Genomic DNA, 26,406 nt, shown 5'->3' with positions numbered 1-26,406 from the left:
TCATGGAACATCAACATCATAATCATACGCACGAAAATCATAATCATGGCCATGATCATCACAATCATGACCACCACTCTGGTCAACATCAGTCACATGGTGACCATCATGGACATCATGAACACATGATTGAGGATTTCAAAAAACGATTTTGGATTTCTTTGATCATCACACTACCCATCATTGTGCTAGCACCAATGATTCAAGAGTTATTGGGTTATCAACTTCGTTTCAACGGAGACAGATATGTACAGTTTATCCTTTCATCTGTCATCTTCTTTTATGGAGGCTGGCCGTTTTTGAAAGGATTGGCTGATGAAATAAAAAAGAAAGCTCCGGGAATGATGACGCTGATTGCTTTAGCTATATCAGTCGCCTATTTCTACAGCTCGGCAGTCGTTTTTGGCCTGGATGGAAAAATATTCTTTTGGGAATTGGCCAGCTTAATTGTCATTATGCTTCTGGGGCATTGGATAGAAATGAAATCCGTAATGGGAGCATCAAATGCCTTGCAGGAACTTGCCAAGATGATGCCCTCAACTGCTCGCAGAATCAAAGAAGGTGGTGAACATGAGGATGTACCGATAGCCGATCTAAAAAGCAATGACATCATATTGGTACGTCCGGGAGAAAAAGTACCTGCAGATGGCATTGTTGTAGAAGGCGAAAGTCATGTCAATGAGTCTATGCTTACAGGAGAATCAAAGCCTGTCGCTAAGAAAAAGGACAATCAGGTCATCGGAGGTTCTGTCAACGATAATGGCACCTTAAAAATCAAAGTGAAGCATACGGGTGAAGATTCCTACTTGTCTAAGGTGATAGGAATGGTGAAGGAAGCTCAGGAAACGAAATCCAAAACCCAAAATCTGGCGGATAAGGCTGCTGCATGGTTATTCTATATAGCTCTGGGTGCAGGCGTCACCACTCTGGTAGTGTGGTTAAGTATAGGAAAAGATTTTGAATACGCCCTGGAACGCATGGTTACTGTGATGATCATTTCCTGTCCTCACGCATTGGGCTTGGCTGTTCCGCTGGTTGTGGCGATTTCCACGGCTGTGTCCGCTAAAAACGGATTGTTGATTCGTAATAGAACTGCATTTGAAAATGCTCGAAACATTACAGCAATCATTTTTGACAAGACAGGTACGTTAACCAAAGGTGAGTTTGGGGTAACACGTTTCAAAAGTGTATCTGACCAGTTATCAGATGATGATTTGTTACAAATAGCAGCCTCTATCGAAAACAGTTCTGAACATCCCATAGCAGCAGGTATCGTCCGCAAAGCAAAATCGAAAGATTTGGCTTTGCAAGAACCTGAAAACTTCCAAAATATTACAGGAAAGGGAATTAGTGCAAAGCTAAACGGGGAGGAAATCAAAATTGTAAGTCCCGGAATGCTCAAAGAACAAGGAATTGATGCTCCTTCTGATGCATTTAAAACTGATGATGAGACGGTAGTATTTGTATTGATTGATAACGCTCTAGCTGGCTATATCGCTCTTGCAGACGAAGTGCGACCAGAGTCTTTATCTGCCATTAATACTTTAAAAGAAAGGGGCATAAAAGTTTACATGGCTACTGGCGACAATCAACAAGTTGCAAAAGCAGTGAGCGAGCAACTTTCTCTGGATGATTACTTTGCTGAAGTCTTGCCAGAAGACAAACAACGCATCATCAAAGAGCTTCAACAGAAAGGAGAATTTGTGGCCATGACTGGTGATGGAGTCAATGATGCTCCTGCTTTGGCTCAGGCCAATGTTGGAATCGCTGTAGGTTCTGGGACTGATGTTGCAGCAGAAACAGCTGATATTGTTTTGGTCAACAGCAATCCAAAGGACATTGCAAACCTTATTCTTTTTGGCTCAGCTACATATAAAAAAATGATGCAAAACCTTTGGTGGGCAGCCGGATACAACATTCTTGCAGTTCCATTGGCGGCAGGTGCCTTAGCAAGCATTGGTATTATCCTTAGCCCTGCTATTGGTGCAGTACTGATGAGCCTAAGCACTGTAATAGTCGCATTGAATGCACAATTATTAAAACGTCAAATAAAGAAATAAGATGAAAAATATAAATAGATCAACAGTCATTATCGCCATTAGCACACTAGCTATTGGTCTGATATTGGGATGGTTAATATTCGGTGGCACTGATAAGACTTCCGAGAATGAACACATCCACAACGCTGGTGAGACAAAAGAGACAATTTGGACTTGCTCCATGCACCCTCAGATCAGAAAAAACGAACCGGGTGATTGTCCTATTTGCGGAATGGATTTAATTCCGCTGGAAAGCGAAACCAATGAAGTTGACCCAATGGCGGTGAGTATGTCTCCAATAGCCATGCAGCTCGCTCAGGTACAAACCATGAAAGTTGGAAGGGACAACACTAATAAATCTTTACGTTTAACAGGAAAAGTACAGGCCGATGAACGGTTGCTTTATACGCAATCTTCTCACATACCAGGTAGGGTTGAAAAACTAACCGTGAATTTTACAGGTGACTTTGTTAAAGAAGGTCAGATCATAGCTTACTTCTATTCTCCTGATTTAGTCACCGCACAAGAAGAACTGTTTGAAGCAAAAAAAATCAAAGAAACACAGCCTGCATTGTTCAATGCGGCAAAAGAAAAGTTGAAAAACTGGAAGCTCACAGACAAGCAGATAGATCAGATATTGGCATCTGAAAAAACGATTGAACTGTTTCCAATTCTTGCCAATGTTTCGGGTTATGTTACTCAAAAAAGGGTCAATCTTGGTGACTATGTTAAACAAGGTGAAGCCTTGTACGAAATTGCAGACCTGTCAAAAGTATGGGTGCTTTTTGACGTCTATGAGTCAGATATGAGTTGGATAAATAAAGGTGATGCCGTTTCATATACCATCCAATCTTTACCAGGTAAAACCTTTAATGGAGCGATTAGCTATATCGACCCTGTCATTGACCCGAAAACAAGAGTAGCGAAAGCCAGAATTGAAACCGCAAACAAGGAATTACTGCTCAAACCGGAAATGTTTGCCAGTGGAACGATTGAGTCAAAAACCAATACCTCTAATACATCTTTGACCGTTCCCAAAACTGCCGTTATGTGGACGGGAAAACGCTCTGTAGTTTATGTGATGCAAACCTCAGCACAAGGCATTGGTTTCTTGATGCGAGAGGTGACACTGGGACCGGAGTTAGGAGAAAGTTATGTGATAGAGTCGGGTTTACAATCTGGTGAAGAAATTGCAATCAATGGTACATTCAGTATAGATGCTGCTGCTCAATTAGCAGGGAAACCAAGCATGATGAATCCGGAAGGTGGTGTGGCAATGACTGGTCATAATCATGGAGGTAACCAGAATACGACAATGACAAATATGCCAGTTAATTCAAAGAAAACAGCAATATCTGATGAAGCCAAAAAGTCACTAGTACCATTATTTGATAGCTATTTCAAAATGAAAAATGCGCTGGTGAATGATGATTTTGAAAAAGCTAAAGTAGCAGGAAATGAAATAAACAGCTCCCTTTCAAAAGTGAACATGAATCTTTTCAAAGGAGATGCCCATACGCTTTGGATGCAACAATCATCAGTATTGAAACAGAGTGCACAGCATCTTGAACACCTTTCTGATATAAAAGCTCTAAGGGCGAGTTTCATTAAAGTTTCAAAATCGATGATAGCTATTGCGGAATCCTTTGTGCCAATCACTACCCCTGTATATCTACAACACTGCCCAATGGCTGATTCTAATAAAGGGGCAGACTGGTTGAGCAATAAAGAGGAAATTCTCAATCCTTACTTCGGCCAGGCTATGCTCAGTTGTGGTGAAAATACTAAAACGATCAAATGAAATCGTGTTGTAAAACGGGAGATCAGTCTCCTCCTTCAAAACTTAAAAAATGGGCTTCAAGAGTGATCTGGGGTATTGTGCTCCTTGCCATTCTTGGCTTATCAATAATTCAAATGTTTAACTTATAAATTCTAAAAAAATGAAAAAATCAAATTCAATGCTTGTCTTAATACTCTCAGTTAGTTTAAGTCTATCGCTAATTGCTTGTGGCAATTCAAACCAAAACAATCAGGAAGAATCAGCGAAACAGCACGATCACAGTGCAATGTCGCATGAGGCAGACCATTCTATGGCCACAGGTTCAGAAATGAGTATGGAAGAAAATAAATCTATTACTGATTTAATAGACAGTTACCTCGCTTTAAAAACTGCATTAGTTCAAGATGATTCAAAAGCTGCTGCCAACGCAGGTCAAAAACTTGCCGAAGCTACTTCAGGTCTGGATATTTCCACTTTTGATGCCACCAAACAAGCGGCAATCAAGGAAATATTGGAAGTCCTAAAAGAACATGGTGAGCACATTGCCAAAAGTGAAATAGCACATCAGCGAGAGCATTTTGAAGGCATGACAAAGGACTTCATGGACTTACTTGTACAAGTCGGCACGGATAGAACCCTATACCAGCAATATTGCCCCATGTATAACAAAGGAAATGGTGGGAGTTGGTTAAGTGCGTCACAGGAGATCAAAAACCCTTTATTTGGCAGTAAGATGCTTACTTGTGGTTCAGTAAAGGAGACCATTTCAATGAAATGAGAAAATGGCATAGATTAGCCTTAGGGGTACTATTTATTGTGTTGTTGGGGATTCAATTCTTCCCCATTCAACGCAATGAAACAGAGTTAGTAAGTAATGCTGATTTTATCAAATCCTACCAACCACCAATTGCTATTGGCAATATGATTCAATCATCGTGTTACGATTGCCACAGCAACCAATCAAGATACCCTTGGTATAGCAATGTTCAACCCATAGGTTGGCTATTACAAAATCATATTTCAGCAGGAAAATCTGAATTAAACCTATCTGCATTTGGCAATCTTTCGAACCGCATGAAACGAATGAAAATAAAGTCAATCATTAGTCAAATTGCAGATGATAAAATGCCACTTCCTGCTTATGTGCTTATGCACCCTGATGCCAAATTGGATTCCTTAAAAAAAGCTCAATTGACTAATTACTTTGACTCATTGGTTAATAATTTTGACAAATGAAACCTGTTTTAGTTTGAGGTATAAAGAAGTACATAAATCAACCCTCCCACACCCATGTGCTTCCAGTAGGTTCATTGCGTTCGTTCGTACCTCTCTCACTTCAATCACCCACTTCCTGCACCGCACAGCAAGAGTAGCCCGATATTCCATTCCGCAAAACTGCATTCCATACCGTGCCACACTTGCTTTTCCCAACGCACACCCCAACGCAGGTAAAGCGGTGTTCGTCAGTCGTTCCGTTTTGTTCCGCAAAAACATATCTGCAAGGGTGCAATAAACTCCCGGAGTTTATGCCGATTTTTATCGGTGGTCGCCCTTGCATATACCGTTCACTTACCAGTTCGTTTGCGCTCCAGTCGGTGCTCACTCATTGCCGTTCACTTGTTTTGCTTCACACACTCTCTCCATCCTCACTCGCAGCTATCTCATCCCCCCCAAACCCCTTCTATGGTGTTCGCTATACTCACATTCTAAATTATTGGGGGTCTGTCGCTGCTTATTGTTTTTGCTCGCCTGCGGGTCGCTGCGGGCTGATCGGGCTGTCATGCTTTTTGCAGCTAATCCAGTGTCTACAGTCGCTTCATTTCAGTCTCTCGTTCCTCTTTCCTTTCATTCAGCCACTTTCAGCACCCCACACAAGAGTAGCTCATTCACTTCACTACACGAGCCAACATAGTTCCATTCCGCAATACGGCTGTTTGACCTTCAATTGGTATTTGGTGGATGAATCAAGATGTCAAATACTCCAACACGAACAACAGCCATTAATTGCTTCATTTCACCCCAACAATCGTTTCGTTCCGTTCAATCGCTACCCTTGCCTTTGCCGACCCTGATGCCAAAAATCACGCCAGCCCTGCCGTAAACGGTAGGCGTCTGCCGCCCTCATTCTTCGGGCTTTTGCAGCCACCACCCTTGCTCCGCTCGCAGGCGGCTCGCATGAATGGCTACGCCTTAGTTTACCTGCGTTCACCCACGACAACCACTTTCTAAGTCATTCAGTAATAATTATTAAGTATTTGCTTAAATATTAAACTAATTTCCTTTCCTTAGCATTTATTTAAGCGACTTCTTAAATACAGTGTATTATGACCAAAACATGTATCAGAGTCTATGCGGACGTTGATCAAATCAATCAATGTAAACAGGACATCGAAAAAGTAGAGGAATCAGTCAGCCGATTAGCCAAAGCACTTAACCTTGCTGGTAATGAAGTGCGTTTAAAAATTCTCTTTTTATTGGAGAAAGAATCCAAAATGTGTCCTTGTGACTTGAGTGATATTTTGAACATGACCGTTCCTGCAATATCCCAGCATCTAAGAAAATTAAAAGATGCAGGATTAGTGGAAACTAAGAAGGTTGGTCAAACTATTTTCTATTCAATATCAGAATCAAACACCAATATCCTGAATCCCATATTTAAGTTGTTGGAATCCGAAAAAGTATCAATATCATGAAGAATAAGCAATCAAATTCATTGGCAGTCACAAGCCTATTGACGGCTGTAAGCGCATCTCTTTGCTGCATCACTCCGGTACTGGCATTACTTGCTGGATCAAGTGGTATTGCCGCAGCATTCTCGTGGTTAGACCCCTTTCGCCCTTGGTTGATAGGAATTACCGTGGTTGTATTAGCCTTTGGATGGTATCAAAAATTAAAACCAAAATCAGCTCAGGAAATTGCATGTGAGTGTGAGGATGATGAAAAGCCCTCCTTTTGGCATTCCAAGAAATTTCTGGGTATAATGACAGTGTTTGCAGCGGTCATGCTTGCTTTCCCATATTATGCTGATGCCTTTTACCCCGAAACCCAACTTTCAATTTCCGAGAACGCTAATCTTGAATCGACTTATGAAATAAATATTACTGGAATGACCTGTTCAGGATGTGAGGAACATGTAAAACTTGAAATTGGCAAACTTTCAGGTATTTCAGGGTTAGAAGTTTCTTATGAAAAAGCCAATGCCGTAGTGACCTTTGATGAGTCAAAAACAAATATTGATGAGGTTAAAGCTGCTGTAGATAAAACTGGTTATAAAGTAGAATCCATAAATAAACAATGATGAGCGAAGTAGTTCTTGAATCCACAATCACTTGTCCCAATTGCGGTCATAAAAAAGAGGAAATTATGCCAACTGATGCCTGCCAATATTTTTATGAATGTGAAAAATGTCACAAGGTATTAAAACCTCAATCAGGAGATTGCTGTGTGTATTGCAGTTATGGTTCTATTCCTTGTCCCCCTATTCAATTAGATAATGGCAAGTCATGTTGTCAAAAAAAATAGAGACAAGCAAAGTTAGGCGGGTTCGCACAAGCCCAACGCACAACCGGGCTGTCAAGGTCAAGCCCTACGGGTTTTGATAAAAATCTCCACCCTACGGGTAGTATTTTTCCCAAAAACCTTGTCAACCCTCCCACACCCGCCTTTTCAAGAGCTTTCTCTTTTCTTTTTTCCCTTTTTTCTTTTCTCTTTTGAAAATGTCTGTGCGAAGCGCAGCGAGCATAATTCTAATGGCTTGCTATATGAAATCGTTTCGCTTGAAAACACACAGACCAGAATCCACCTACACCAAACCCCATTTCTTTATCCTGAATAAAGGATTGAACAGTGGGAAACCGCTGATTGCACCTTGCCCGAATTGCTTTGTTTGCCTGACTGAAAATGAAGGAGACAGAGAGTTTATGTACTGGCTTTGCTTCGGATTGTGGCGTTCCAAATCCTTCCAGTTCTTTCTTCGTGGATCTGTAATCCCTTTCATATCCATTCACGAATTGAGAAAGCACTTGATTGAATCAGAAACGAAAGCAAGCACCAATGCCCAGGCATTTGAAAAGGCTATTAATGCACTCAGACTTTTAGAAATCCATGAAGAAAAAATCAAGGTCTCCTTGAAGATGGTAGATACAGCAAGAAGGTCAATTTTCTGCCAGCTACTTCGTGACACAGGCGCAGGTTAACTACCTGCAATGTCAACTTGTAACTACCTGACAAGCAAAAAGAAGCGTTCCAACGCAACAGCACCCAAGCCAACAACCTTGCATATTTCTTGGAGTATTTTAGATGCGATAGGATAAAGCCGTGTTTAGTCCGTGCCAAGTCCAAGCATTTGTTTAACCCCGTAAAATTTAAAAAGCAATGGGAAAAATTTCACAAGGTGTATTAGGCGGCTTCTCCGGCAAGGTCGGAAATGTCGTAGGTGGAACTTGGAAGGGCATTGACTACATGAGAATCAAGCCTGCCAACGTAACCAACCCGAGAACAGAAGGTCAGGTTGACCAACGTTCCAAATTCTCAACAGTTCTAAGGTTCTTGCAACCAATGACTGACTTCCTGAGAGTAGGCTTCAAGTTGTATGCTAACAAGATGACGCAGTTCAATGCGGCCATGTCATACAACCTGAACAACGCAATCACGGGAGCTTATCCAAACTTCATGGTTGACTATGCAAGTGCATTGGTTACCCGTGGAAACCTCTCAGGTGCAGCCAATGGAGCAGCTTCTTCTCCAAGTGCTGGAGATGTACAAATCACCTGGGACGACAATTCAGGAAGTGGTAGCGCACAGGCAACAGACAAAGCTCTGATTGTTCTATTGAACACCACACGCCAAGAAGCAGTATTCACCATAGCTGGACCAGCAAGATCAGCCGGAACTGAGACCATTTCCGTGCCTTCTGAGTACACTGGTGAAGATGTTGAAGTGTTCTTAGGGTTTATCTCAGAAGATGGCTCTAAAGTCGCTAACAGCTCTTATTTAGGCTCTGTAGCAGTTGCGTAAAGCGATTGACGTTTTCTTGAAAAACCGCTTTCTTTGTAGAGCGGTTTTTTTATGCCCGTACCTTTGATTTTTCCTTTCTTTAGCCCTTAATTAGCTATAAATCAACACTTTTTGTTGCTAATTTGCACCTATTGACAGCTAACTAACTGATAGTCAGTAGTACATTAGATATTGTATCGGAAAGTAACCTCTCAAACAACTCATAAACACCAGTAAACTAACCTAAAAAACAGCCTAAATAAGCATTTATTGATGCTTTTAGACTGTTTTTATTTAGCTCATATTCTCGATTTTTAGCACCCTTTTGTACCTTATTTGCACCTAATTGTTTATCTTCTTGTAGGTTCTTACCATCTCGCCTATAACCGAGCGGATAAACCCTACATCATCCACGTTATTGGCAACCGCATAATCACAACAGGTACCTGCTTTCCATGTGCGTATCTCAAAAGGTCCTGGTCTTGGAACCCCCTCCGGATAAACAATCACCCAGTTCGTTTCAATTGCTTTGGCTGTAAGCCCATAGTCACGCTCACATTGAAGCGCCTCCGGTACCGTGCAGAGCAACAACCAAAGGAAAATGACCATCCTCTTCATAGAAATTATCCGGGAGGTTCACTGAAAAAAAGTTCTTCTCCACTCACCAACACTCATTCTACCTTGAAAACGATAAACTGGATCAATGTTTTTTGAACAGCCTACGATCATATAAATGCAGCACACGCACACCATAATGAACAAGGAGTTAAATTTCAGTCTTGTCATGTTTTTTTTATGCAAACAGATATAATCCCATAGTAATAATCAGCTCGGATATTTTGTGCCAAAAAAAAACATATGAAAGGAAAGATTAGGTTGCATATAATAAGTTAACTTACTATATATGCACTTACCTTTAAAAATATGCTTGATTACAGCGATTTTCAATTTAGAAATGATGAGGATAGCCCTGACTATTTTCTCTGGCAAGTTTTTTCAGACTGGCAGAATGGAAAAAACTTATTAATTGAAGAGTATAATATCACTTCTCCTCAAATGACAATACTAACCGCTATTTATTGGTTACTCCAAAATGAACGAGATACTATCCAAGTGGCTGTTGCTGATGCAGCAAAAATGGATAAAATGACCACTTCTACTGTCTTGAGAACACTACAAAAAAAGGGGCTCGTGACACGAACAGAGCATGCGAGTGATACAAGGGCAAAAACAGTTCACCTTACCAAAAGAGGTCTAGAAACAACGGTTAAATCATTGAAACGAGTTAACAATTTTAATTTAGACTATTTTTCAGCCTTGGGTGATTCAAAAATGACATTTATCAATTTATTACGGAAACTCTTAATAATTAATAGTATGCAAACAGAATTTAAATCCACCTATCAGACAACTATTAAAGCTCCAATAGAAAAAGTTTGGGATGCGTTAATTAACCCTGAAATTGTAAAAAAATATTTTTTTGAATCTAATCAAGAAACAGACTGGAAAGTAGGTAGCCCTATTCTTTGGACTGGAGAATATGAAGGAACACCTTACACAGACAAAGGAGTTGTTTTAGAATTTTCACCAAATAAAAAACTTTCATACAGCTACTTAAGCAGTTGGAGCGGTTTGGAGGATAAAACGGAAAACTATCTTTTGGTTACTTACCAAGTAAAACCCATAGAAGCTGGAACCGAATTGAAAATCACACAATCTAATTATGATGAAGATAAAGCAAAACATTCTTCTGAAAATTGGGCGGTTGTAATAGATGGTCTTAAGAAAATCGTGGAATAAATTAAGTATAGGGTTAACTACACCTAGAACAAATTATCAATAATAAGAGTAACCATTAACGGTGCTTATTCCCCTTGCTTAAAAAGCAACCTGATAGCTACACCTCCCATTGGAACCCTGGTGCCATCTCCAGTTATTGATGAAATGGGATGCCTGTAGAATGGACGAATCTCATAGACTAACCCTTCACTCTGAAATAACCGATAACTCAAGGCTAAGTCCAATGTGGCAGCAGGAAGCAATTCATTGCCTTCTCCTCGGATGGTTTCAGAGCTTCCAAAAGTCTCGGTTACAATCATAGGCTCCCCATCTCCACTAAAAACATGAACATCTCTTGTAGTGGTGCTGTTAACGTGCGTTTGTTGTTTCACTGAATAGTAGGAGTTTATCCCAATCAAGGCGAAAAGATTGTCCTTCCTTTCGTTCAAGGTGTAAACTAATTGGATGGGTATACCCAGATTGAAGTATTCCGAGTGAAACGCATCTTCTCTCTTATCGGGGTTGTTCAAATCACCCACAAAGCTAGTTGACTCTCTATCCGTACTCATATAGTTCACAACAAGGCCCGTCCCGATAGAAAGTTGATCTGCAATCGGGAGTTCAAATGAAACTCCACCATTGTAACTCATCGCTCCGGTGAGGCCCTGACTACTATTATCAACGCCTATGCCTGATGCGAGTATTACACCAAAGAGTAATTGTTTATTCCCTTCTTTATCATTTTCTAGCGCCAGATAAGTCGAGTCTGCAAATAGGTCTGCCAGGTTACTATCGGTCTGTTTCAATGAATCCGGAATACTATGTATGTCGGCATGATCTGTTTCAGAAGTGGTTTTATGCAAATTGTCTGATTCCGTTTCAAACGCAATAGTCTGCCTATGAATATTTGCTTTGCGAGAGGGTACCTTCTCGTATGCAAGCCTTAGGGAATTACTCACCCACTGCTCATCCTTCACATCAATCAGTTCTTCCCTTGGTTGTAATTGTGAGGCAGGTGGTATGATTTTCTCATTTTGGATTATCGGGGCTATAGGTTTTGGAAATATTGTTAGCTGATATAGGGGGTCAAAGCAAATAGCCAATACAATAGATGCAGCGACACTGGCACCGAGCCAGAAAATCACTCGCTTTTTGCTTTTCTTTCGCTCGAGAAATCGCTCCCATGCACCTTCATCATAAGGCGCTTCCAGGTCAAGAAATGCTCCCCTCATTTTTTTGGCTAAAAGATCATCAAACCCCTTTTCCATCATTTTCGGTTTTCATATTGCATGACCAACTCGCGTAGTTTCTTTTTTGCCCTTGTTAAATAGGTTCGGGAACTACTTTCAGGGAAACCCATCCTTTCGGCAATTTCTGCATGGCTATAGCCCTCTACTTCAAACAGGTTAAATACCAGCTTCTGTGTCAATGGAAGTTTGTTTATAATATCAATCAGATCTTGTGTTCCCAGCTTGTCCAAAACACAGTATGATGGGGATGGACTTTCCATTATTGCATCTGATATATCTACATGCAGATGAAATTTTCGCTGCTTCCTGTAATAGTCAATGGCAGTATTCACTACGATTTTCCTTAACCAATACTTAAAAGGTTGAGAGGGTTGATACTGATCGATGGCGTTAAACACTTTCAGAAATGAATCTTGGACAACTTCAACAACATCATCTCTATTATTCAGATAAGAAATACCTATTGACATAGCATATCCGTAGTATTTCTTGAACAACAACTCCTGATATTTCTGTGATTTTTTCGTACAGCCGGCAATAAGCTCTGCATCATTCAGGTATTTCTTCAACGTGTCGGTACTTTATCCTAAAAGCGGGAAGAGGGAACTCAACTATACAGCTCCCTCATACCGCCTAACCATCACCCTCATTTGATTATTGATCGCTTACAGTTACGTTACACTCACCATCACAGCTGATGTCATTGAGGGAGCAAAAGTCCCTCACATTAACGAGCGTTTCTTTTAAGTCGCTTGCAGACATATGGATATAGGCTTCTTCCATATTGATAGTCAGATTCTCGGAAATGTATTCCCCATTGGAATCACAACCTTGAGAAATGGCCTTTACGAATATCGCTGCTCGTGGAGGGTAACTGAATTCCACACCACCAGAGATGATTTCATACGTTACACCACAGTCTTTTGGCCTGTCAACTTGTACTGTGAGTACATTTCCCACCCGACTGACACTTTCTATACTCCAGTCAAAATTGCATTCTTTGGAGTTTGCCCGCCTGGCATTCGCTTCTGCATACATTTCATCATTGAAATGAAAAGTGTAATCATCTGCAGATACAGAATATGCTTCAGGACTTACATTGATGTCATCGTTAGTAGCATCATCGCAGTTTTGCAAGAGCACAATCAGCGCAATGGCTGTCAGAGATATAATATAATTTTTCATATCATTAAATATTATTTACCTCCATACGGATCGAAAACTGGAAACGCTACACCTATCCAAAAAAGAAATAAAATCGCGAGTTCAATGAAATCACTCCCATCATATTAGCTGATATGAGAATGGCTGTCTTTTCAAATAAACTATCCAAGACCACAGGAAAATTATGGGGCTCAAAATCAGTTATGACGTCCTTCAAAAATTCCTACGAGAGTTTGAACACTTGCTGAATTGCCACCTGAAGGCGATCTCCTTTCGAAAAAACAATCTTACTTAATAACCTCGCTAACAAGGATTACTGGGCTTATATTGGTATAATTAGAAAAATCTGATCGAATAGCATCTCTGTTCGGAGCAATCGCTTTCTGATATTCATTCAGACTTTTTACATAAAAAGTACCAATCGCCATAAAGGGAAGTGGTGTATTGGGAATACCACTGGCAACCCCCTTCTCAATGGTGTACTTAACCAGGTTTTGGCCTAAAAAACCTGCTACCATCGGCATGTGGTTGCTTACATAATACGCCATATCAAAGGTCTTCCCTTCTGCAAATGGATACATAATGGACACTTTGATTAATCCTTTTTCTTCAATTACAGAATTGGATTCCGTTGTTCCTCCAATCTGACCTTCCTGGCTATATACTCCATAACAAATGATGAGGATTAAGAACGATAGAATGAATTTCAGTTTCATAGCAGATGTTTCTAAAATTTGATTGATTACTGTACTTACTCAATCAAGATATCTTCAAAAAGTCTTCAGTAATTGTAAAAATTCGACATCCAACTAAAAGAGAATGTTATCTTCAGTTTATATAGGTGTCCAAGAAAAACTCGATGTTCTCGTTTCAAAGCAGCTCGCAGTTAAGAACATCGTCTGAGGTAACTTTTCGGTTTGAAACAACCCTTAACCGTACAAAATCTACACATAGCGAATGAACACCACTATGGTTTATAAATAATGTTACCTATTGCCTTTTTTAAAAGTTTCTTCGGTAAATGTGGTTTTGGTAAGTTCAAGGCTGCCACTCCACAGGTCCTTTTGAAAATCCTTGTTGTAAGAATCAACAGATGTTTTAAACACTTTACCGTCTGAGAAATAAATTCCTCTCAAGTCGTTGTACCTCTCCGCATACGCCAGGTTTGCTAAATTTCTTCCCGCTTGTGCAGGAGTATGGATGTTGCTTTTGAATAAGGTCAACACAGGAAAGATATTTTTCCATAAAAATCGCATAACAGGTGTGTAAGTTCTTGCTAGCCCTGTACCCGGTGTTAATCCTGGGTCATAGGCATTTACCCTGATATTTGTGTGTTTTAGCCGTTCTTGCAATGCATAAGTCGTCATGATATTGCACAACTTTGACGTGGAGTACCTTCTTTGTCCGACAGTATTTTGTTTTTCGAAAGTTTCTGTAGGGAAAGCAAGTTCGTGAGCACTTGTATAAATAGGTGGTTCTATGGGTGTTTTTAATGCAGGGTCGTGGGTCTCACTCGATGTGAATGTTATATGTCCATCATCTTTAATCAAGGAAAGTAATTGTATGGTCAAAGCAAATGCTCCTAAGTGATTTACACCAAATGTCCGTTCAAACCCGTTTGCGGTATACTGCGTTTCTCCAATATTCTGTACACCTGCATTGTTGATCAAGATGGAAATGGAAAGGCGTTTTTCTTTGGCTAATATCTCTGAAAATTGGCTAATGGATTGTAATGATGCCAAATCCAATTCCAAACATTTTAGGTTTTTATGACCTGTCTTATCCTTTATCCTTTCAACCACTTCTTTTCCTGCCCTCACATTTCTGGCAGGAATAATAATTTGCTCGTTTTTTGCAATACGAGCCATTTGTAAGGCACAGTGAAAACCAATTCCGCTAGTCGCACCGGTGATAATGATTGAATCCATGTTTTTGCTTTTATTAAATGATGAAGCAAACTTCAGTACTTCAAAAGCAAAAACTTTTGCCATTTGGCAAATAATGAATTCAGATACCTTTTCTAATTCTACTTAGTGAGGATTGCGTGATTCCCAAGTAAGAAGCGAGATAGGATAGCGGAACTCTATTAGCTAAATTCGGGAATTTCTCTAAAAAATTCAGATACCTTGTTGTGGCATCTTCGGCTAACATTGGGCTCAGCTTGTTTACTTTTTCCACCAATGCTTTTTCTGTTATTTTGTTAATAATTCCGTCCCATTGAATGATAGTAGCTGATAAATCATTGAGTGATTCTGTAGAAAACACAAGCAGTGTACAATATACGACAGCCTGTACATATTCCGAAGATGGGATTTTTTGTGTGAAGCTGTTTATGTCCACTGCAAAATTGTTTTCATCAACAAAATATTTGGTGATTTCATCTCCTTTGCTGTTGTAGTAGCATACCCGAAGGATACCTTCTTCGATAAATGTTACTTGTCTTGGTATTTTACCTGCTTCAGAAAAGTAATCACCTTTTTTCAACTCCAATACCTGTGCCTTTCTCTTTATCAAGTTGATTTGCTGTTGATTTAGCTGCCCAAATTCCAACAGATAGTTAATTAATTTGTCCATAGCCACAAAGATTCACAATACACTTATTTCGAAATTTATCAAATGACAAAAATGTTGATCGACTTTGCCCTTAAGTCATTTGGAACGTCATTAGGTCATAGGTAACTACACATAACCCATCAAATCAACTTTTAGCTTCACTTTGGAGTCCCAGTGGCTTATTCAGATTGACTACAAAGTCACTAACCTGTTGCGAAAGATCCCTGGGAGCATAGCCCGAAAATTGTTTTATATCCTTGATAAAGTGAGACTGGTCTGAATACCCAAGTGCATAAGCGACATCCCCAAGTTTGTTGTATTGACCCGTTTTTATTAGCTCCATTGCATTTTGAAACCGACACACACGGGTATAAAATATGGGCGTGACACCAATGGATCGTTTAAACCTCCGCTCAAACTGTTTGTCAGAAAGTTTCAGGGTCTTACATAAGTCAAGCATCCGTATGGTGTCAATTTGCGCATGTATTAAATCCAAAGAATGATGAATAAGCTGGTCGAATGCCAATGAATTAGACATCCTTCTAATTAGAAACTGCTCCAGCACCTCCATCCTCTGTTCAGTTGACTGAATATTAAGCAGATGATCGGCCAATCCGCACCCTTCGGCAAACTCATCAATACAGACCATCTCATCAGTGAGTTCATCTGTATCCATTCTTAGCAACGCCCTTAACCCACCCGGCTTGAACAGCACTCCGTTCAACTCAAAGACATCTGCACCAAAAGTCACTGTTGGTTTAGTAGAGGGGCCATATACAAAAGAAGTCAGTAACTCACCTTTTCCCTTCTGATAGAAAGCGCTTTTTCCCTGGTTGTGTTGGAAAATAATACCAGTAGAATTATCCACGAATGAATTGAAAACAATCTCTTCGCCTAACCCACCGCTGTATTGGAGCGTCCAGAAATAAGACACATAGTTACTCAAGGCATAAGATGGAAGAATAATCTGGTAATTCATGTCATTTTGCAATACTCGAGTATAGCTTATTTGTTTTCTAAAAGATCTGCCGCTGTATCACTGCCAAGTTGTTCAGCTAATCCTACCAGTATTCCTTCTGCTCCACGTATGTAGCAAAGTCGATACATGTTCTCAAATTGAACCACTTCTCCAAGTACTTTAGCACCGTGCTTCTCAAGTCTAATCAGTAGTTCGTCAAGATTATCAACCCTGAACATGACGCGCAGATAACCTAGTGAATTCACAGGGGCGGTCCGGTGGTCTGCAATTGTCTGAGGATTTAGAAACTGTGATAGTTCAAGTCTTGAGTGCCCGTCAGGAGTAACCATCATTGCTATCTCAGCAGATTGATTTCCAAGTCCTGTCACACGTCCTGCCCATTCTCCTTCTACCATCATTCGTCCTTCCAGTGTCAAACCAATTTCTGTAAAAAATGCAATTGCATTATCGAGTGATTCCACAACGATACCAATGTTGTGCATCTCCATTAACCTGCTTCTTGCCATAATTTATACCCTGCTTATAATAGTTACTTGGATTGTATACAATACGAAGTTATTCTTTGAATTTGGCTGTCTTCATTAAACTCATAAACATCACATGCCGAAACAAACGAAACCCGTTTGCCATCTCTTAAAAATTCTGCTGTTCCATTAATTACAACTTTATTTCCATCTGTAATGATATTGAGTGTTTTGAAGTCTATGGTTACCGACTTGAAGTAGTTTCCAACTTGCTCACAATTGTCAATAATGGCTTGTTTACCTGAGAATTTGTCTTCTTCGACTACAATCCATTCTGCATCCTTAGCTATGAAATCGTAGGTTTTTTCAAATTCCCCGTTGGAGAATGCCTTTGCAATTTCTGTTTTTGTCATGCTGTTAAGATTATTTTTTTGTGATTGTCTTTTTTCATTGTTTGAAGGGTTGTTGTTTTATCATTAAGATTTAAACACCAATGTTCATTTTAATGTCATCAACCAATTCAGGCAGTCCATTCGCAAATGCATGGTCTGTTCCTTTCAAAACTCTTACGGTTGCATCGGGCATGGCTTTCTTATAGAAATTAAAATGTTTGAACGGGACAATTGTATCGTCTTTACATTGATAGAGAAAAATCTTATTCACTTGCTTGAGTTCGTTTTCAAAATTATCCTTGAGTACAAAGTCGTCCACATCCCAACCATTTTTTCCCCATAAAGGTGTTGCAACTAAGTAGAGTGCTGAAATCAAAAAATTTGGTTTTTCTTCTGAAATGAATTTAAGCAGCATTGAAGCTCCTAATGAATGTCCAATAAGGATTGTAGGCTTGTTCGCTTTCTTAAACTCGTTGATGAAAAGATTTTTCCACATTTGATACGTAGGAGCTTCTGGATCATTAATTATTGGGTAAAGCATTTCAAATTCGTTTCCCAATTCATTTTTTAAGTACGTTACTAAATCAAAACTTCCTTGTCCTACGCTACCTTGCCCACCACCACTATGAGCGAATAAAATTTTTATTGGTTTCATTTTGAAGGTCTTTTAATTGTCCGCTCAAGGCTTTATTACACACAACAAAACTACTATCGATACCGTCCACTTGAATATGCCGAAAGCGACATTCTTGTGGGCTGATTGCGACAGTTAACTCTTACACTGCTCAATTAGAGCTGAGAGCCTTCAATAAACGTTGCTGAAGATAATCCGTCCAGGAAACCGAACAGCTTCCGTAGCACTCTACCTCGGGGGTCAACCCCTTGTGGGTAAATACTATTTTTGTCCCGTTATCTTCTTCGAAAAGCTCAAAGCATATCTGGGTGCCTACCCACTCATCAGTATCCACTATATAGCTGAGTTCACTTTCTGTTACGAGCCAGATAATTTTCTTGCCCGGAACCAGCTCTACTAATTTCTGTCGGTTGTAATGTGCTCCTCCTGCGGCAGTAAATGAAAATTCATCATTCACATTATCCCATTTACCTTCAAATTCCTCACCGTGCATACCAGACCACCAGCCAGGCACATTTTTGATTACCCTAAAGACCTCAGATGGTGATCGGTCAACCAATAAAGTCAGTGTAAAGTCTTGATTGCTCATTTTCTCAAACATAAGATAAGGGTTAATGTGTTTAATCGGTTATTGCAACACAGATTTGTAAATAGTCCTATTATGAAGCACTGTATCCATCCACTTTTCGTGACCATCCTCCAGGATGTACTTCAATCCCAATTCTCGTTTTTTCGGCAAACCTTTTGGTGAAGCGATAGCCAATGACTTTTGAAGTTGTGATAATGTCAGATCCGTGCAATAGACGGGGCTTCCGGGTTGCTGTTTCCATGATTCCTTTAGTACTCCATAGTCCAGCGAGTCAAAGCCGCTTGTGTCAATCAGCATGGCCACAATTTCGTTGGCGTTTTTATCGTCCCCGGATATCGGAAGCGCAATTCTATTTGGGTCTCCTTTTGGCTTACCTGAATAAATCAGAGACTCGGCAAAGATGTTGTTATACGCTTTAATGACGGGTCTTTGAATATGATTTGACACCCAAATGCTTTCAAGCATTCCTTCCTCGACTTCCTTGATGCGTCCATCTCTTATAGGATAATAATTGCAGGTATCTATAATCGGTATACCAGAGTGACTATCCCCAAAGGCATGTTTTGGAAGTTCAGGAACCTGGACAAACGGGATACTTAAAACAATTACATCTACATCTGTGATGACGTCTTCAAACTACCAGCATGAGCTCCTGTTTCACAAGCTAAATGCTTGAGTTTATCCAGGCCACTTGCATTCGTCATTTTCACGGCATGCCCTGCTTTTGTATACTGTTTGATTAAGGTTCCCCCAATCTGTCCGGCTCCAATTACTCCAATGTTTAACTTACTGGCTTTCACTATTCTTTTTTTATGTTCCGAGATATTTGGATCTTGAAAAGAGTCTAATAAAAAAACTGCTCAGAAACGATTTCCCCATCCTTTATTTCATAGAGCATAACCTCGTTGATTTGAATTCGTCCGAAACCCTGGGCGGTAATATCCATGTCCCGAGCTACGGCTATGTAATTCCCTCCCATTACAGGTTCGGAAGTTCTCGCCCCATGAAACTCTTCAACCTTGGCCACAAAATCTTTCCCTTTTTTACGGACAGCAGCTTTCCCTTCAGCATATCCCATGTAAGGTGAATGGGCAGGGTCTATACTCTTTACGTTAGTGGAGAAAAGGTCATCCTGTATATCAAACCACCGCTCCTCTATCGCAAGAGCTTTGAATCGATCTAATATTTCTTCATTCGTCACAGGTATGACGGAGGCCAACCTCACTAATCCTTCATTGATGAATTTGGTCCAACCCTTCATACAATCTTCATAATCTTCAGCCTGAGGCGTCATGCCCTTATGCGTAAATTGAACCACTGTGAGATCTCCTTCTACACTTATGTCAAATTGAATGCGGGTATTTACCCAACTCGCCACACTGCTATCTTTCACCTGCCAAACCACCCGCTTATAAGGTACTAGCTCCTCCACCTGATGGGTGATATAAACATCCCCAAACCGAACGGTAAAGGTGTCCCCTATATTTTTGGCACCACCTTCAATCTTCGTCCACCATTCACTCACATCATTGATGGCTTTATAAACTTTTAGTGGTGTCTGCTCTACTTGCAGGGTTATCGAAAGGTCTTCATTAGTCATTTTTTCCATTTTGATTGAGATTATTATTTATAAAATTAACTGCTAAAACAAACGCTAAGGGCGTGTGAAATAACTTTACAAAGAGCTGATTTAGAAAGGTTATCAAGAGCCCGCCCCAACGTAACTAGTTGAAACTATTTATCCACTTGCTCCACCCGAACCTCCGGCTTTCCTTTTCCAGTCATAATGAAATCTCGGAGGCTGCCAGTCAAATACCCATTCCACGCACTGGAGCAATCGGTATAGCATTCTATGTCTGGAGTTAACCCCTCATGAGTAAATTGAACTTTGGTTTGGTTGCCTACGCTGGAAATATCAAATATGACCCGGGTGTTTGTCCACTCATCCTGTTTCTCTATGAAAGTAAGCTTGCTGTCTATTATCAGCCAAACCACCTTTTGATAGGGGACAACCTCCTCCAGCTTTTGTTTTGAGTAATGAACATCCCAAAACTGAACCTCAAACTCCTCATTCAACTTGCGGGTGCCTCCCTTGTAATTTTCGGTCCACCAGCCACCGATGTTTGTAACAGCACCAAAGACTTCCTCAGGTGTTTTATCCACCAGAAAAGAAACGGTAAGGTGTTGGTCTTTTGAATCGGAAGAAGCAGAGGTTGCTGAATCCAACTTCCACTTTTCCACCAACTCCTGATTAAATCCCCCCTCTTTTGGATTTGGCTCTCCCTTACCTTTTGTTATGAGGTTCTTTAAACTACCGTCAATGTAGTTGGTCCAGCCATCGCTACATATTTCAAAGCATTCATATGCGGGTATCAATCCCTGATGGGTAAACTGAAGTTTAGTCTGCTTTCCTTCTTTAGAAATCTCAAAAATGATTTTAGTGCCCGTCCACTCTTTTTCGTCCTTCGTGAAAGAGAAATAATTCTCCAATACGTGCCACACCACCCTTTGATTTTGGACTACTTCTACCAGCTTGATTTTACAATAATGAACATCCTTATAATGATAAATGAATTCTTCACCCAACTTACTGGTGCCACCTTCAATATTCTCTGACCACCAACCGCGTACGTTGGTAACTGTATTAAAAACCTCCTCCGGGCTTTGATCTACCAGAAAGGCAGTGCTAAAATCTGATGCTATTTGTTTGTTCATGTTTTCGTTTTGTTCTTGTGTTTTTAATTCTCCTATTTCTTTTTGGCCATTCAATACCTCTGCTCGTGTTAGCGTAGACACGAGCATGATTGGTACTACTCCTATCATCATATTAATTAATGTTCCTTTCATCGTATTTGTTAAATCTCAATTGATCATCACAAAACTATTGGCCAAATAATTCAAGAATAGCGTGTAAAATGGACTTTGTGACGGGTTGATTTGGACACGATGAGTGCGTATTTTTGTACAAACATTAATATCATGAAGCACGTCACCATTGTAGTTCCAGAATGCATTGTCAACCTCAATAGCATAGGTGGGGCTTATGAAATACTGAGCCGTGCCAATGGCTATTGGCAGAAGATTGGAAACAGCCCAAAGCTCAAGATCCAGGTAGCTGGTTATGCTCAGGAACAGGGTTTAAAGGAGCAGTTTTTCAAAGTGTATCCCGATGATCTCAATCAGATCAAAAAAACAGATCTGGTAATCATACCCTCTATCTTCGATGATTTTACTAAAACTGTCAAAAGGAACGAAAAACTGATTAATTGGATTACGAGGCAATACAAAGAAGGCGCTGAAATTGCCAGTATGTGCTCAGGTGCTTTTCTACTTGCTGCCACAGGCATATTGGATGGAAGAACCTGCTCTATCCACTGGAATTCCACGGAAGAATTCAAAAAAATGTATCCGGATGTTAAAGTAGCACAGGATCAAATAATCACGGATGAAAAGGGAGTGTATACCAATGGGGGCGGTTACTCTTTTCTAAACCTGATGCTCTACCTGGTAGAAAAGTATTTTGACCGGGAAGTGGCTATTTTCTGTTCCAAGATCTTTCAGATCGACATAGAGCGCACTTCACAATCACAGTTTTCGATCTTTCATATCCAGAAAACGCATGGTGACGAAATCGTAGAACAAGCCCAATCATATATCGAAGAACACATGACTGAAAAAATTTCGTTTGAAAAGCTGGCCGACAGCCTGGCCGTAAGCAGACGAAACTTTGACAGACGATTCATCAAGGCAACAGGAAACACGCCCGTGGAATACCTGCAACGTGTGAAGGTAGAGGCGGCCAAAAAACAGCTGGAAAATGGTCGCAAGCCCATCAATGAGATCATGTACGAAGTGGGCTATGTAGACATGAAGGCCTTCAGGGAAGTTTTTAAGAAAAACACGGGCATGTCCCCGCTAGACTACAAAACCAAATACAATAGTCAGGCGGCTGTTGCCTATTGATTCCGTTTATAAAATCAATTTGAAATTTTTATCCGTAGCTAAAGCAATTACACAAGCTATGGAGCAGTACAAGGCAGTATAGAAGTACTCATAGTCATGATGAGCAAAGTGGTTGTGAAGTGGTAGAATTATCCACCCAGAAGGGTGAAGATTTAGATAGAAGAGGTATTTTTAAAGACTTTGCAGGGAACCATTGGGCCATTGGAAACGCAATTATGACGCTAGGAAGAAAAACCATGAAAGGTCAGATGTATCAATGACGTATAAAGAAATAATTCCAGGTAGACATTTACAAAGCAAAATTCACAACTTCTGGGAGCTAAAAGGTGAAGCATCGAGCAATAAATGGGAACGTATTTTTCCTGATGGTTGTCCGGGTTTAATCATAAACCTTGGTGATAAATGCGTTACTGATAATGGGGCTACATGCATGGATCACGGTAAAACTTATGTGGTTGGTGCAATGACATCTTTTAAAGAAAGCTACATAGACGAGCACACACACTTGATAGGTGTCTGTTTTAAACCTTCCACCTTTGCATCTTTTTTCTCTTATGCTTCTTTAGGCGAGGTTAAAAATAAGACCGTTCAATTTGACCAAAACCTATCTTTTAACAAAGACCAGTTTTTCAATGGTAACTATATTGACTATTTGAACCAGTTTTTTTATGATAAAGTATGTAGTAAGACCATAAGGTTGCGCACGATAATAGATTCTATGCAGGCTTCAAAAGGACTATTAACAATCAATGAGTTGTCTAAACAAAATGGTATTTCACCAAGGCAATTAGAAAGACTATTCAAAGATTTTATCGGGTTAACACCAAAGGAATATTCCAACATTATTCGGATTCAACAAGCATTAGCCTTAATAGAATCAAACAACAACAATAAGGCTTTATTAGATATTGCTTTTGAATGTGGGTTCTATGACCACTCCCACCTCACCAATGCTATTAAACAACATACGGGATTTGTACCTTCCGAACTTTAAAATGTCGTTTTTTTCCAAAGCATAGCCTTTGATAACCTCCTACTTTTGCAGAAAAGAATAAATCTAAAACAAATGAGAAAGATAAAGCTATTTATTGCAACCAGTTTAGACGGTTTCATTGCCCAACCAAATGATGATCTTAGTTTTTTAAAGCTAGTTGAAAAAGAAGGGGAAGATTATGGCTATGCAGCATTTACATCAACTATTGATACTATTATTATTGGACGTAAAACCTATGACTATGTAGTAAAGGAAATCGGTGCTTCTCACTACGATAATGGTAAAAGGGATGTCTATGTCATTACAAGTACTGAACGTCCCGATAACGGTAGAATAAAATTTCATACAGGTAACCTGAAAGACTTGGTAACCAAACTTAAAAGTCAGGAAGGAAAAGATATTTATTGTGATGGTGGTGCTCAAGTCATTCACGAACTGCTTAAAAATGACCTCATTGATGAAATTACCATTTCTGTTGTTCCGGTTCTCGTAGGGAATGGTACAAGATTATTTAAAGAAGGCAGACCAGAACAACTATTACAATTTGTAAGTGCTAAAACGTTTGATACGGGATTGACTCAACTGTATTATAAACGAAAGCGAAAAAGTGACAAGGAATAAAGTTTAATTGAGAGCAATATGGAAGCTACTGAAATCCAGGAGTTTGTCATTTGACTAAAAATACATTCCAAATCCCTATTTTTAACTCATGCCAATAAGGTACTGGAACGTTAAGCCCTCAGAAACCACCCAGAACTATGTTCGGTTTTATTGGTTTTTGGAGAGTGATGAGTCCTACACTCACCACTCCATGGCTGATGTATGCCCGGAGCTGGTGTTCCATTACCATGGTCGTTTCAATGAAATACTGGCCAATGGTCAACAAGAACGGTCCTTTCTGGCAGGAATAAACGCACCATCGAGTCAGACCAGACAGTTCTCTATCGATCAGGCCTTTGGCATGTTTGGCGTTTATCTATATCCTCACGCCATCCCCCTGCTTTTTGATATTCAGGCAAGTGACCTCACCAATCAGATGGTGGATATCGACATACTCACCCGGAAGTATGGATCCGATCTGGAAGAGCGAATCATGTTGAGCAAGTCCCACGAAGAGCGTGTCAGCATCATGGAGACGTTCATCACCCAACGACTTCAACAGCAGAAAGAAACAAGTCTTCCGGTATTCAAAGCGCTTCAATTCATCATGAAATCAGAGGCTACCCCTACTGTCAAAGATCTGACCCAGGACTACTTTATTTCCGAGCGACAACTGGAGCGACAGTTCCAACGCTTCACAGGCTTTTCCCCCAAGCAATTCATCCGAATTGCCAGATTTCAGAACACCATGCAGTTTTATGGAAGCCAAGAATTGCGTCTTACCGATGTGGCTCTCAATTGCGGTTATTACGACCAGTCACACTTCATCAATGACTTCAAGCAGTTTTCTGGCCTGAACCCAAAAGAATACTTCAAAGGCAAGACCACAGCTACCCTTTGGCGCGACTCGAAAACACATTTCAAAGACCAGGCTATACCACAGTAAGTCCATACTTGATGGTAGATGATGTAGCCCAACAGCTAGAGTTCATCAAGAATGTATTTCAGGTGAAGCCAACTGAGGATTTAGGTCAGAACCCTGATGGTCATACGGAGATCAAGCTGGGAGATACGACCATTATGATCGGTCAGGGCAGACCACAATGGCCTTCCAGACAGAGCATGAACTATATCTATGTAGAGAGCGTGGATGAGATCTACAAACGTGCCAGACAATTTGGGGCGAATATATTGCTGGAGCCTACAGAACGATACTATGGTGACCGTGAATGTGGCTTTGAAGACAATCAGGGAAACCAGTGGTGGTGTGCCACATACAAGCAAACCTTATCCAGAGATGAAATGAATAAGCGGTTCGAAACAAACAAAAGGTAGCTACCACTAATCAGTAATGTAGTTTCACAATACCTTCGGGAACTTCCGAAGGAAGAATGAGAAGTCTTGGAATCCTTCAGAAGAAAAATCTTAAGCCTGGTGCCTTAAGCTGAAGGACGATTGAGGAGCGCACATTTTCCCACGTTATTAATGTATTGATATGCGTAGCTTTCACACAAACTTCATAGGATATTTCGTCTTTATTTGTCCTTTGACAATTTTCCTCAATTTCGATTCCATAAGCTTTCGTGTCAGGGGCTTGAGGTAGTCGAGGTACAAAATGCCTTCTGTGTGGTTGTATCATTCTGGCTTGATAAAATGAAAGCACTTGAAACATTAATGAACAAAAATCATCCAACCGGAAAATGACAAGAACAATCAAATTTAAAACCATACTCCCTTACCCACCAGAATTAGTTTGGAGGGCATTGACAGAACCCCAACAGCTTGGCAATTGGTTTATGGAAAACGACATCAAACCACTGCCAGGGCAGTACTTCACCTTCAGGATGAAGCCACAAAAAGGCTGGGATGGAATCACGCATTGCCAAGTGCTATCCGTTGAGCTATTCAAGCATATTTCATACACCTATCTTGGAGAAGCGACAGGTGAAAAAACACTAGCTTGTTCGGGTATCCATTCTGATACCGCAGATAAAATGACCAAAGGCATCTTCGCAAAACTTGATACAATATTGAGCTTCAAGCTAGAACCCACTTGTGGAGGTACTATTCTCTATCTTGAACACTCAGGCTACAAAGGGCTAAAACTTGTGATTATAAGCTTGGTGATGCAAATGGGTTGGAAAAAGCAGCTGAATAAAAAGCTGCCCAAAGTGCTTGAGCGATTAAGTGATCCTAATGATTAATAATTGACTCAACTCTCTATACTCCCA

General features: G+C 40.3%; 32 protein-coding genes. 16 read left to right on the top strand and 16 right to left on the bottom strand.

What is annotated here, in order from left to right; translation table 11 throughout:
* The first annotated feature begins 2 nt into the window (after positions 1-2).
* From GV030_RS02380 to GV030_RS02340, 9 genes are all read left to right on the top strand, one after another.
* Positions 3-2,060 carry a copper-translocating P-type ATPase gene (locus tag GV030_RS02380; RefSeq protein ID WP_159579430.1) on the top strand — a complete coding sequence of 686 codons (2,058 nt, stop codon included), beginning with the start codon at positions 3-5 and terminating at the stop codon, positions 2,058-2,060.
* Position 2,061: 1 nt separating this feature from the next.
* Positions 2,062-3,840: an efflux RND transporter periplasmic adaptor subunit gene (locus GV030_RS02375; protein WP_159579428.1), complete on the top strand. Its 1,779-nt coding sequence runs from the start codon at positions 2,062-2,064 to the stop codon at positions 3,838-3,840.
* A 139-nt stretch (positions 3,841-3,979) separates the two neighbouring features.
* Positions 3,980-4,597: a DUF3347 domain-containing protein gene (locus GV030_RS02370; RefSeq protein ID WP_159579426.1), complete on the top strand. Its 618-nt coding sequence runs from the start codon at positions 3,980-3,982 to the stop codon at positions 4,595-4,597.
* Positions 4,594-5,055 (top strand): heme-binding domain-containing protein, encoded by a 462-nt coding sequence (locus GV030_RS02365; protein WP_159579424.1) that lies wholly within the window; start codon positions 4,594-4,596, stop codon positions 5,053-5,055. Before GV030_RS02370 ends, GV030_RS02365 begins: the two co-directional genes overlap by 4 nt.
* Positions 5,056-6,143: 1,088 nt before the next feature.
* Positions 6,144-6,512 (top strand): helix-turn-helix transcriptional regulator, encoded by a 369-nt coding sequence (locus GV030_RS02360; RefSeq protein ID WP_159579422.1) that lies wholly within the window; start codon positions 6,144-6,146, stop codon positions 6,510-6,512.
* Positions 6,509-7,117, top strand: coding sequence for a mercuric transport protein MerTP (merTP, locus tag GV030_RS02355; protein WP_159579420.1), 609 nt, complete (start codon positions 6,509-6,511; stop codon positions 7,115-7,117). Before GV030_RS02360 ends, merTP begins: the two co-directional genes overlap by 4 nt.
* Positions 7,117-7,341, top strand: a complete 225-nt coding sequence (locus tag GV030_RS21555; protein WP_159583577.1) for a GDCCVxC domain-containing (seleno)protein — start codon at positions 7,117-7,119, stop codon at positions 7,339-7,341. The genes merTP and GV030_RS21555 overlap by 1 nt, the downstream gene beginning before the upstream one ends.
* A 239-nt stretch (positions 7,342-7,580) precedes the next feature.
* Positions 7,581-8,015: a hypothetical protein gene (locus GV030_RS02345; protein WP_159579418.1), complete on the top strand. Its 435-nt coding sequence runs from the start codon at positions 7,581-7,583 to the stop codon at positions 8,013-8,015.
* 178 nt (positions 8,016-8,193) lie between these two features.
* On the top strand, positions 8,194-8,835 hold the full coding sequence (locus GV030_RS02340) for a DUF6266 family protein (protein ID WP_159579416.1): 642 nt from the start codon (positions 8,194-8,196) through the stop codon (positions 8,833-8,835).
* A gap of 321 nt (positions 8,836-9,156) precedes the next feature.
* Here GV030_RS02340 and GV030_RS02335 read toward each other — a convergent pair whose 3' ends face one another.
* Positions 9,157-9,423 carry a hypothetical protein gene (locus GV030_RS02335; RefSeq protein ID WP_159579414.1) on the bottom strand — a complete coding sequence of 89 codons (267 nt, stop codon included), beginning with the start codon at positions 9,421-9,423 and terminating at the stop codon, positions 9,157-9,159.
* A gap of 315 nt (positions 9,424-9,738) precedes the next feature.
* Between GV030_RS02335 and GV030_RS02330 the strand changes: the two genes are divergently transcribed.
* A complete protein-coding gene (locus GV030_RS02330) occupies positions 9,739-10,614 on the top strand; it encodes an SRPBCC domain-containing protein (protein ID WP_159579412.1) in 876 nt (291 codons plus the stop codon).
* Positions 10,615-10,679: 65 nt separating this feature from the next.
* On the opposite strand, the gene GV030_RS02325 is transcribed toward GV030_RS02330, so the two are convergent.
* The 15 genes from GV030_RS02325 to GV030_RS21520 all read right to left on the bottom strand — a co-directional run bounded on the left by GV030_RS02325 (position 10,680) and on the right by GV030_RS21520 (position 21,465).
* Positions 10,680-11,825 carry a hypothetical protein gene (locus tag GV030_RS02325; protein ID WP_159579410.1) on the bottom strand — a complete coding sequence of 382 codons (1,146 nt, stop codon included), beginning with the start codon at positions 11,823-11,825 and terminating at the stop codon, positions 10,680-10,682.
* A 35-nt stretch (positions 11,826-11,860) separates the two neighbouring features.
* Positions 11,861-12,412: an RNA polymerase sigma factor gene (locus tag GV030_RS02320; RefSeq protein WP_255465034.1), complete on the bottom strand. Its 552-nt coding sequence runs from the start codon at positions 12,410-12,412 to the stop codon at positions 11,861-11,863.
* An 85-nt stretch (positions 12,413-12,497) separates the two neighbouring features.
* The gene (locus tag GV030_RS02315; protein WP_159579408.1) at positions 12,498-13,028 is read right to left on the bottom strand and encodes a hypothetical protein; all 531 of its coding nucleotides are present in this window, start codon (positions 13,026-13,028) and stop codon (positions 12,498-12,500) included.
* 266 nt (positions 13,029-13,294) lie between these two features.
* Positions 13,295-13,723 (bottom strand): EthD family reductase, encoded by a 429-nt coding sequence (locus tag GV030_RS02310; protein ID WP_159579406.1) that lies wholly within the window; start codon positions 13,721-13,723, stop codon positions 13,295-13,297.
* 270 nt (positions 13,724-13,993) lie between these two features.
* Positions 13,994-14,998, bottom strand: coding sequence for an SDR family NAD(P)-dependent oxidoreductase (locus GV030_RS02305; RefSeq protein WP_159579404.1), 1,005 nt, complete (start codon positions 14,996-14,998; stop codon positions 13,994-13,996).
* Between the two features lie 16 nt (positions 14,999-15,014).
* Positions 15,015-15,581 carry a Crp/Fnr family transcriptional regulator gene (locus tag GV030_RS02300; RefSeq protein ID WP_159579402.1) on the bottom strand — a complete coding sequence of 189 codons (567 nt, stop codon included), beginning with the start codon at positions 15,579-15,581 and terminating at the stop codon, positions 15,015-15,017.
* 124 nt (positions 15,582-15,705) lie between these two features.
* Positions 15,706-16,539, bottom strand: a complete 834-nt coding sequence (locus tag GV030_RS02295; RefSeq protein WP_159579400.1) for a DUF6597 domain-containing transcriptional factor — start codon at positions 16,537-16,539, stop codon at positions 15,706-15,708.
* A 26-nt stretch (positions 16,540-16,565) separates the two neighbouring features.
* Positions 16,566-17,045: a VOC family protein gene (locus tag GV030_RS02290; RefSeq protein ID WP_159579398.1), complete on the bottom strand. Its 480-nt coding sequence runs from the start codon at positions 17,043-17,045 to the stop codon at positions 16,566-16,568.
* A 23-nt stretch (positions 17,046-17,068) separates the two neighbouring features.
* Positions 17,069-17,416, bottom strand: coding sequence for a nuclear transport factor 2 family protein (locus tag GV030_RS02285; protein WP_159579396.1), 348 nt, complete (start codon positions 17,414-17,416; stop codon positions 17,069-17,071).
* A 70-nt stretch (positions 17,417-17,486) separates the two neighbouring features.
* Complete coding sequence (locus GV030_RS02280; RefSeq protein WP_159579394.1) at positions 17,487-18,050, bottom strand: alpha/beta hydrolase; 564 nt, start codon at positions 18,048-18,050, stop codon at positions 17,487-17,489.
* Positions 18,051-18,180: 130 nt separating this feature from the next.
* On the bottom strand, positions 18,181-18,630 hold the full coding sequence (locus tag GV030_RS02275) for an SRPBCC domain-containing protein (protein WP_221413273.1): 450 nt from the start codon (positions 18,628-18,630) through the stop codon (positions 18,181-18,183).
* Positions 18,631-18,657: 27 nt separating this feature from the next.
* Positions 18,658-19,083, bottom strand: a complete 426-nt coding sequence (locus GV030_RS02270; RefSeq protein ID WP_221413272.1) for an NADPH-dependent F420 reductase — start codon at positions 19,081-19,083, stop codon at positions 18,658-18,660.
* A gap of 146 nt (positions 19,084-19,229) precedes the next feature.
* The gene (locus tag GV030_RS21670; RefSeq protein WP_159579390.1) at positions 19,230-19,418 is read right to left on the bottom strand and encodes an NAD(P)-binding domain-containing protein; all 189 of its coding nucleotides are present in this window, start codon (positions 19,416-19,418) and stop codon (positions 19,230-19,232) included.
* A gap of 44 nt (positions 19,419-19,462) precedes the next feature.
* Positions 19,463-20,218 carry an SRPBCC domain-containing protein gene (locus GV030_RS02260; protein WP_159579388.1) on the bottom strand — a complete coding sequence of 252 codons (756 nt, stop codon included), beginning with the start codon at positions 20,216-20,218 and terminating at the stop codon, positions 19,463-19,465.
* A 134-nt stretch (positions 20,219-20,352) separates the two neighbouring features.
* A complete protein-coding gene (locus tag GV030_RS21520; RefSeq protein WP_255465033.1) occupies positions 20,353-21,465 on the bottom strand; it encodes an SRPBCC domain-containing protein in 1,113 nt (370 codons plus the stop codon).
* Between the two features lie 132 nt (positions 21,466-21,597).
* Here GV030_RS21520 and GV030_RS02245 point away from each other — a divergent pair, with 132 nt between their 5' ends.
* From GV030_RS02245 to GV030_RS02220, 6 genes are all read left to right on the top strand, one after another.
* A complete protein-coding gene (locus GV030_RS02245; RefSeq protein WP_159579386.1) occupies positions 21,598-22,581 on the top strand; it encodes a GlxA family transcriptional regulator in 984 nt (327 codons plus the stop codon).
* Positions 22,582-22,837: 256 nt separating this feature from the next.
* The gene (locus tag GV030_RS02240; protein ID WP_159579384.1) at positions 22,838-23,575 is read left to right on the top strand and encodes a helix-turn-helix transcriptional regulator; all 738 of its coding nucleotides are present in this window, start codon (positions 22,838-22,840) and stop codon (positions 23,573-23,575) included.
* 72 nt (positions 23,576-23,647) lie between these two features.
* A complete protein-coding gene (locus GV030_RS02235) occupies positions 23,648-24,196 on the top strand; it encodes a dihydrofolate reductase family protein (RefSeq protein ID WP_159579382.1) in 549 nt (182 codons plus the stop codon).
* An 88-nt stretch (positions 24,197-24,284) separates the two neighbouring features.
* Positions 24,285-25,121: a response regulator transcription factor gene (locus GV030_RS02230; RefSeq protein ID WP_159579380.1), complete on the top strand. Its 837-nt coding sequence runs from the start codon at positions 24,285-24,287 to the stop codon at positions 25,119-25,121.
* The gene (locus GV030_RS02225; RefSeq protein ID WP_159579378.1) at positions 25,073-25,510 is read left to right on the top strand and encodes a glyoxalase/bleomycin resistance/extradiol dioxygenase family protein; all 438 of its coding nucleotides are present in this window, start codon (positions 25,073-25,075) and stop codon (positions 25,508-25,510) included. Before GV030_RS02230 ends, GV030_RS02225 begins: the two co-directional genes overlap by 49 nt.
* Positions 25,511-25,875: 365 nt before the next feature.
* Entirely contained in the window at positions 25,876-26,379 is a 504-nt protein-coding gene (locus tag GV030_RS02220) for an SRPBCC domain-containing protein (RefSeq protein WP_159579376.1), read from the top strand.
* The last annotated feature ends 27 nt before the right edge of the window (positions 26,380-26,406 follow it).

This window comes from Marinoscillum sp. 108 (assembly GCF_902506655.1).
GTDB classification, from domain to species: Bacteria; Bacteroidota; Bacteroidia; order Cytophagales; family Cyclobacteriaceae; genus Marinoscillum; species Marinoscillum luteum.
The sequence above is the reverse complement of the archived record's forward strand: the minus strand, read 5'-3'. Positions and strand labels throughout refer to the sequence as shown.

Bases quoted from the DNA above. Each gene is read 5' to 3' on its own strand.
- GV030_RS02380 (WP_159579430.1), top strand. From the start codon at position 3: ATGGAACATCAACATCATAATCATACGCACGAAAATCATAATCATGGC.
- GV030_RS02375 (WP_159579428.1), top strand. From the start codon at position 2,062: ATGAAAAATATAAATAGATCAACAGTCATTATCGCCATTAGCACACTA.
- GV030_RS02370 (WP_159579426.1), top strand. From the start codon at position 3,980: ATGAAAAAATCAAATTCAATGCTTGTCTTAATACTCTCAGTTAGTTTA.
- GV030_RS02365 (WP_159579424.1), top strand. From the start codon at position 4,594: ATGAGAAAATGGCATAGATTAGCCTTAGGGGTACTATTTATTGTGTTG.
- GV030_RS02360 (WP_159579422.1), top strand. From the start codon at position 6,144: ATGACCAAAACATGTATCAGAGTCTATGCGGACGTTGATCAAATCAAT.
- merTP (WP_159579420.1), top strand. From the start codon at position 6,509: ATGAAGAATAAGCAATCAAATTCATTGGCAGTCACAAGCCTATTGACG.
- GV030_RS21555 (WP_159583577.1), top strand. From the start codon at position 7,117: ATGAGCGAAGTAGTTCTTGAATCCACAATCACTTGTCCCAATTGCGGT.
- GV030_RS02345 (WP_159579418.1), top strand. From the start codon at position 7,581: ATGAAATCGTTTCGCTTGAAAACACACAGACCAGAATCCACCTACACC.
- GV030_RS02340 (WP_159579416.1), top strand. From the start codon at position 8,194: ATGGGAAAAATTTCACAAGGTGTATTAGGCGGCTTCTCCGGCAAGGTC.
- GV030_RS02335 (WP_159579414.1), bottom strand. From the start codon at position 9,423: ATGGTCATTTTCCTTTGGTTGTTGCTCTGCACGGTACCGGAGGCGCTT.
- GV030_RS02330 (WP_159579412.1), top strand. From the start codon at position 9,739: ATGCTTGATTACAGCGATTTTCAATTTAGAAATGATGAGGATAGCCCT.
- GV030_RS02325 (WP_159579410.1), bottom strand. From the start codon at position 11,825: ATGAGGGGAGCATTTCTTGACCTGGAAGCGCCTTATGATGAAGGTGCA.
- GV030_RS02315 (WP_159579408.1), bottom strand. From the start codon at position 13,028: ATGAAAAATTATATTATATCTCTGACAGCCATTGCGCTGATTGTGCTC.
- GV030_RS02310 (WP_159579406.1), bottom strand. From the start codon at position 13,723: ATGAAACTGAAATTCATTCTATCGTTCTTAATCCTCATCATTTGTTAT.
- GV030_RS02305 (WP_159579404.1), bottom strand. From the start codon at position 14,998: ATGGCAAAAGTTTTTGCTTTTGAAGTACTGAAGTTTGCTTCATCATTT.
- GV030_RS02300 (WP_159579402.1), bottom strand. From the start codon at position 15,581: ATGGACAAATTAATTAACTATCTGTTGGAATTTGGGCAGCTAAATCAA.
- GV030_RS02295 (WP_159579400.1), bottom strand. From the start codon at position 16,539: ATGAATTACCAGATTATTCTTCCATCTTATGCCTTGAGTAACTATGTG.
- GV030_RS02290 (WP_159579398.1), bottom strand. From the start codon at position 17,045: ATGGCAAGAAGCAGGTTAATGGAGATGCACAACATTGGTATCGTTGTG.
- GV030_RS02285 (WP_159579396.1), bottom strand. From the start codon at position 17,416: ATGACAAAAACAGAAATTGCAAAGGCATTCTCCAACGGGGAATTTGAA.
- GV030_RS02280 (WP_159579394.1), bottom strand. From the start codon at position 18,050: ATGAAACCAATAAAAATTTTATTCGCTCATAGTGGTGGTGGGCAAGGT.
- GV030_RS02275 (WP_221413273.1), bottom strand. From the start codon at position 18,630: ATGTTTGAGAAAATGAGCAATCAAGACTTTACACTGACTTTATTGGTT.
- GV030_RS02270 (WP_221413272.1), bottom strand. From the start codon at position 19,083: ATGCTTGAAAGCATTTGGGTGTCAAATCATATTCAAAGACCCGTCATT.
- GV030_RS02260 (WP_159579388.1), bottom strand. From the start codon at position 20,218: ATGACTAATGAAGACCTTTCGATAACCCTGCAAGTAGAGCAGACACCA.
- GV030_RS21520 (WP_255465033.1), bottom strand. From the start codon at position 21,465: ATGAAAGGAACATTAATTAATATGATGATAGGAGTAGTACCAATCATG.
- GV030_RS02245 (WP_159579386.1), top strand. From the start codon at position 21,598: ATGAAGCACGTCACCATTGTAGTTCCAGAATGCATTGTCAACCTCAAT.
- GV030_RS02240 (WP_159579384.1), top strand. From the start codon at position 22,838: ATGACGTATAAAGAAATAATTCCAGGTAGACATTTACAAAGCAAAATT.
- GV030_RS02235 (WP_159579382.1), top strand. From the start codon at position 23,648: ATGAGAAAGATAAAGCTATTTATTGCAACCAGTTTAGACGGTTTCATT.
- GV030_RS02230 (WP_159579380.1), top strand. From the start codon at position 24,285: ATGCCAATAAGGTACTGGAACGTTAAGCCCTCAGAAACCACCCAGAAC.
- GV030_RS02220 (WP_159579376.1), top strand. From the start codon at position 25,876: ATGACAAGAACAATCAAATTTAAAACCATACTCCCTTACCCACCAGAA.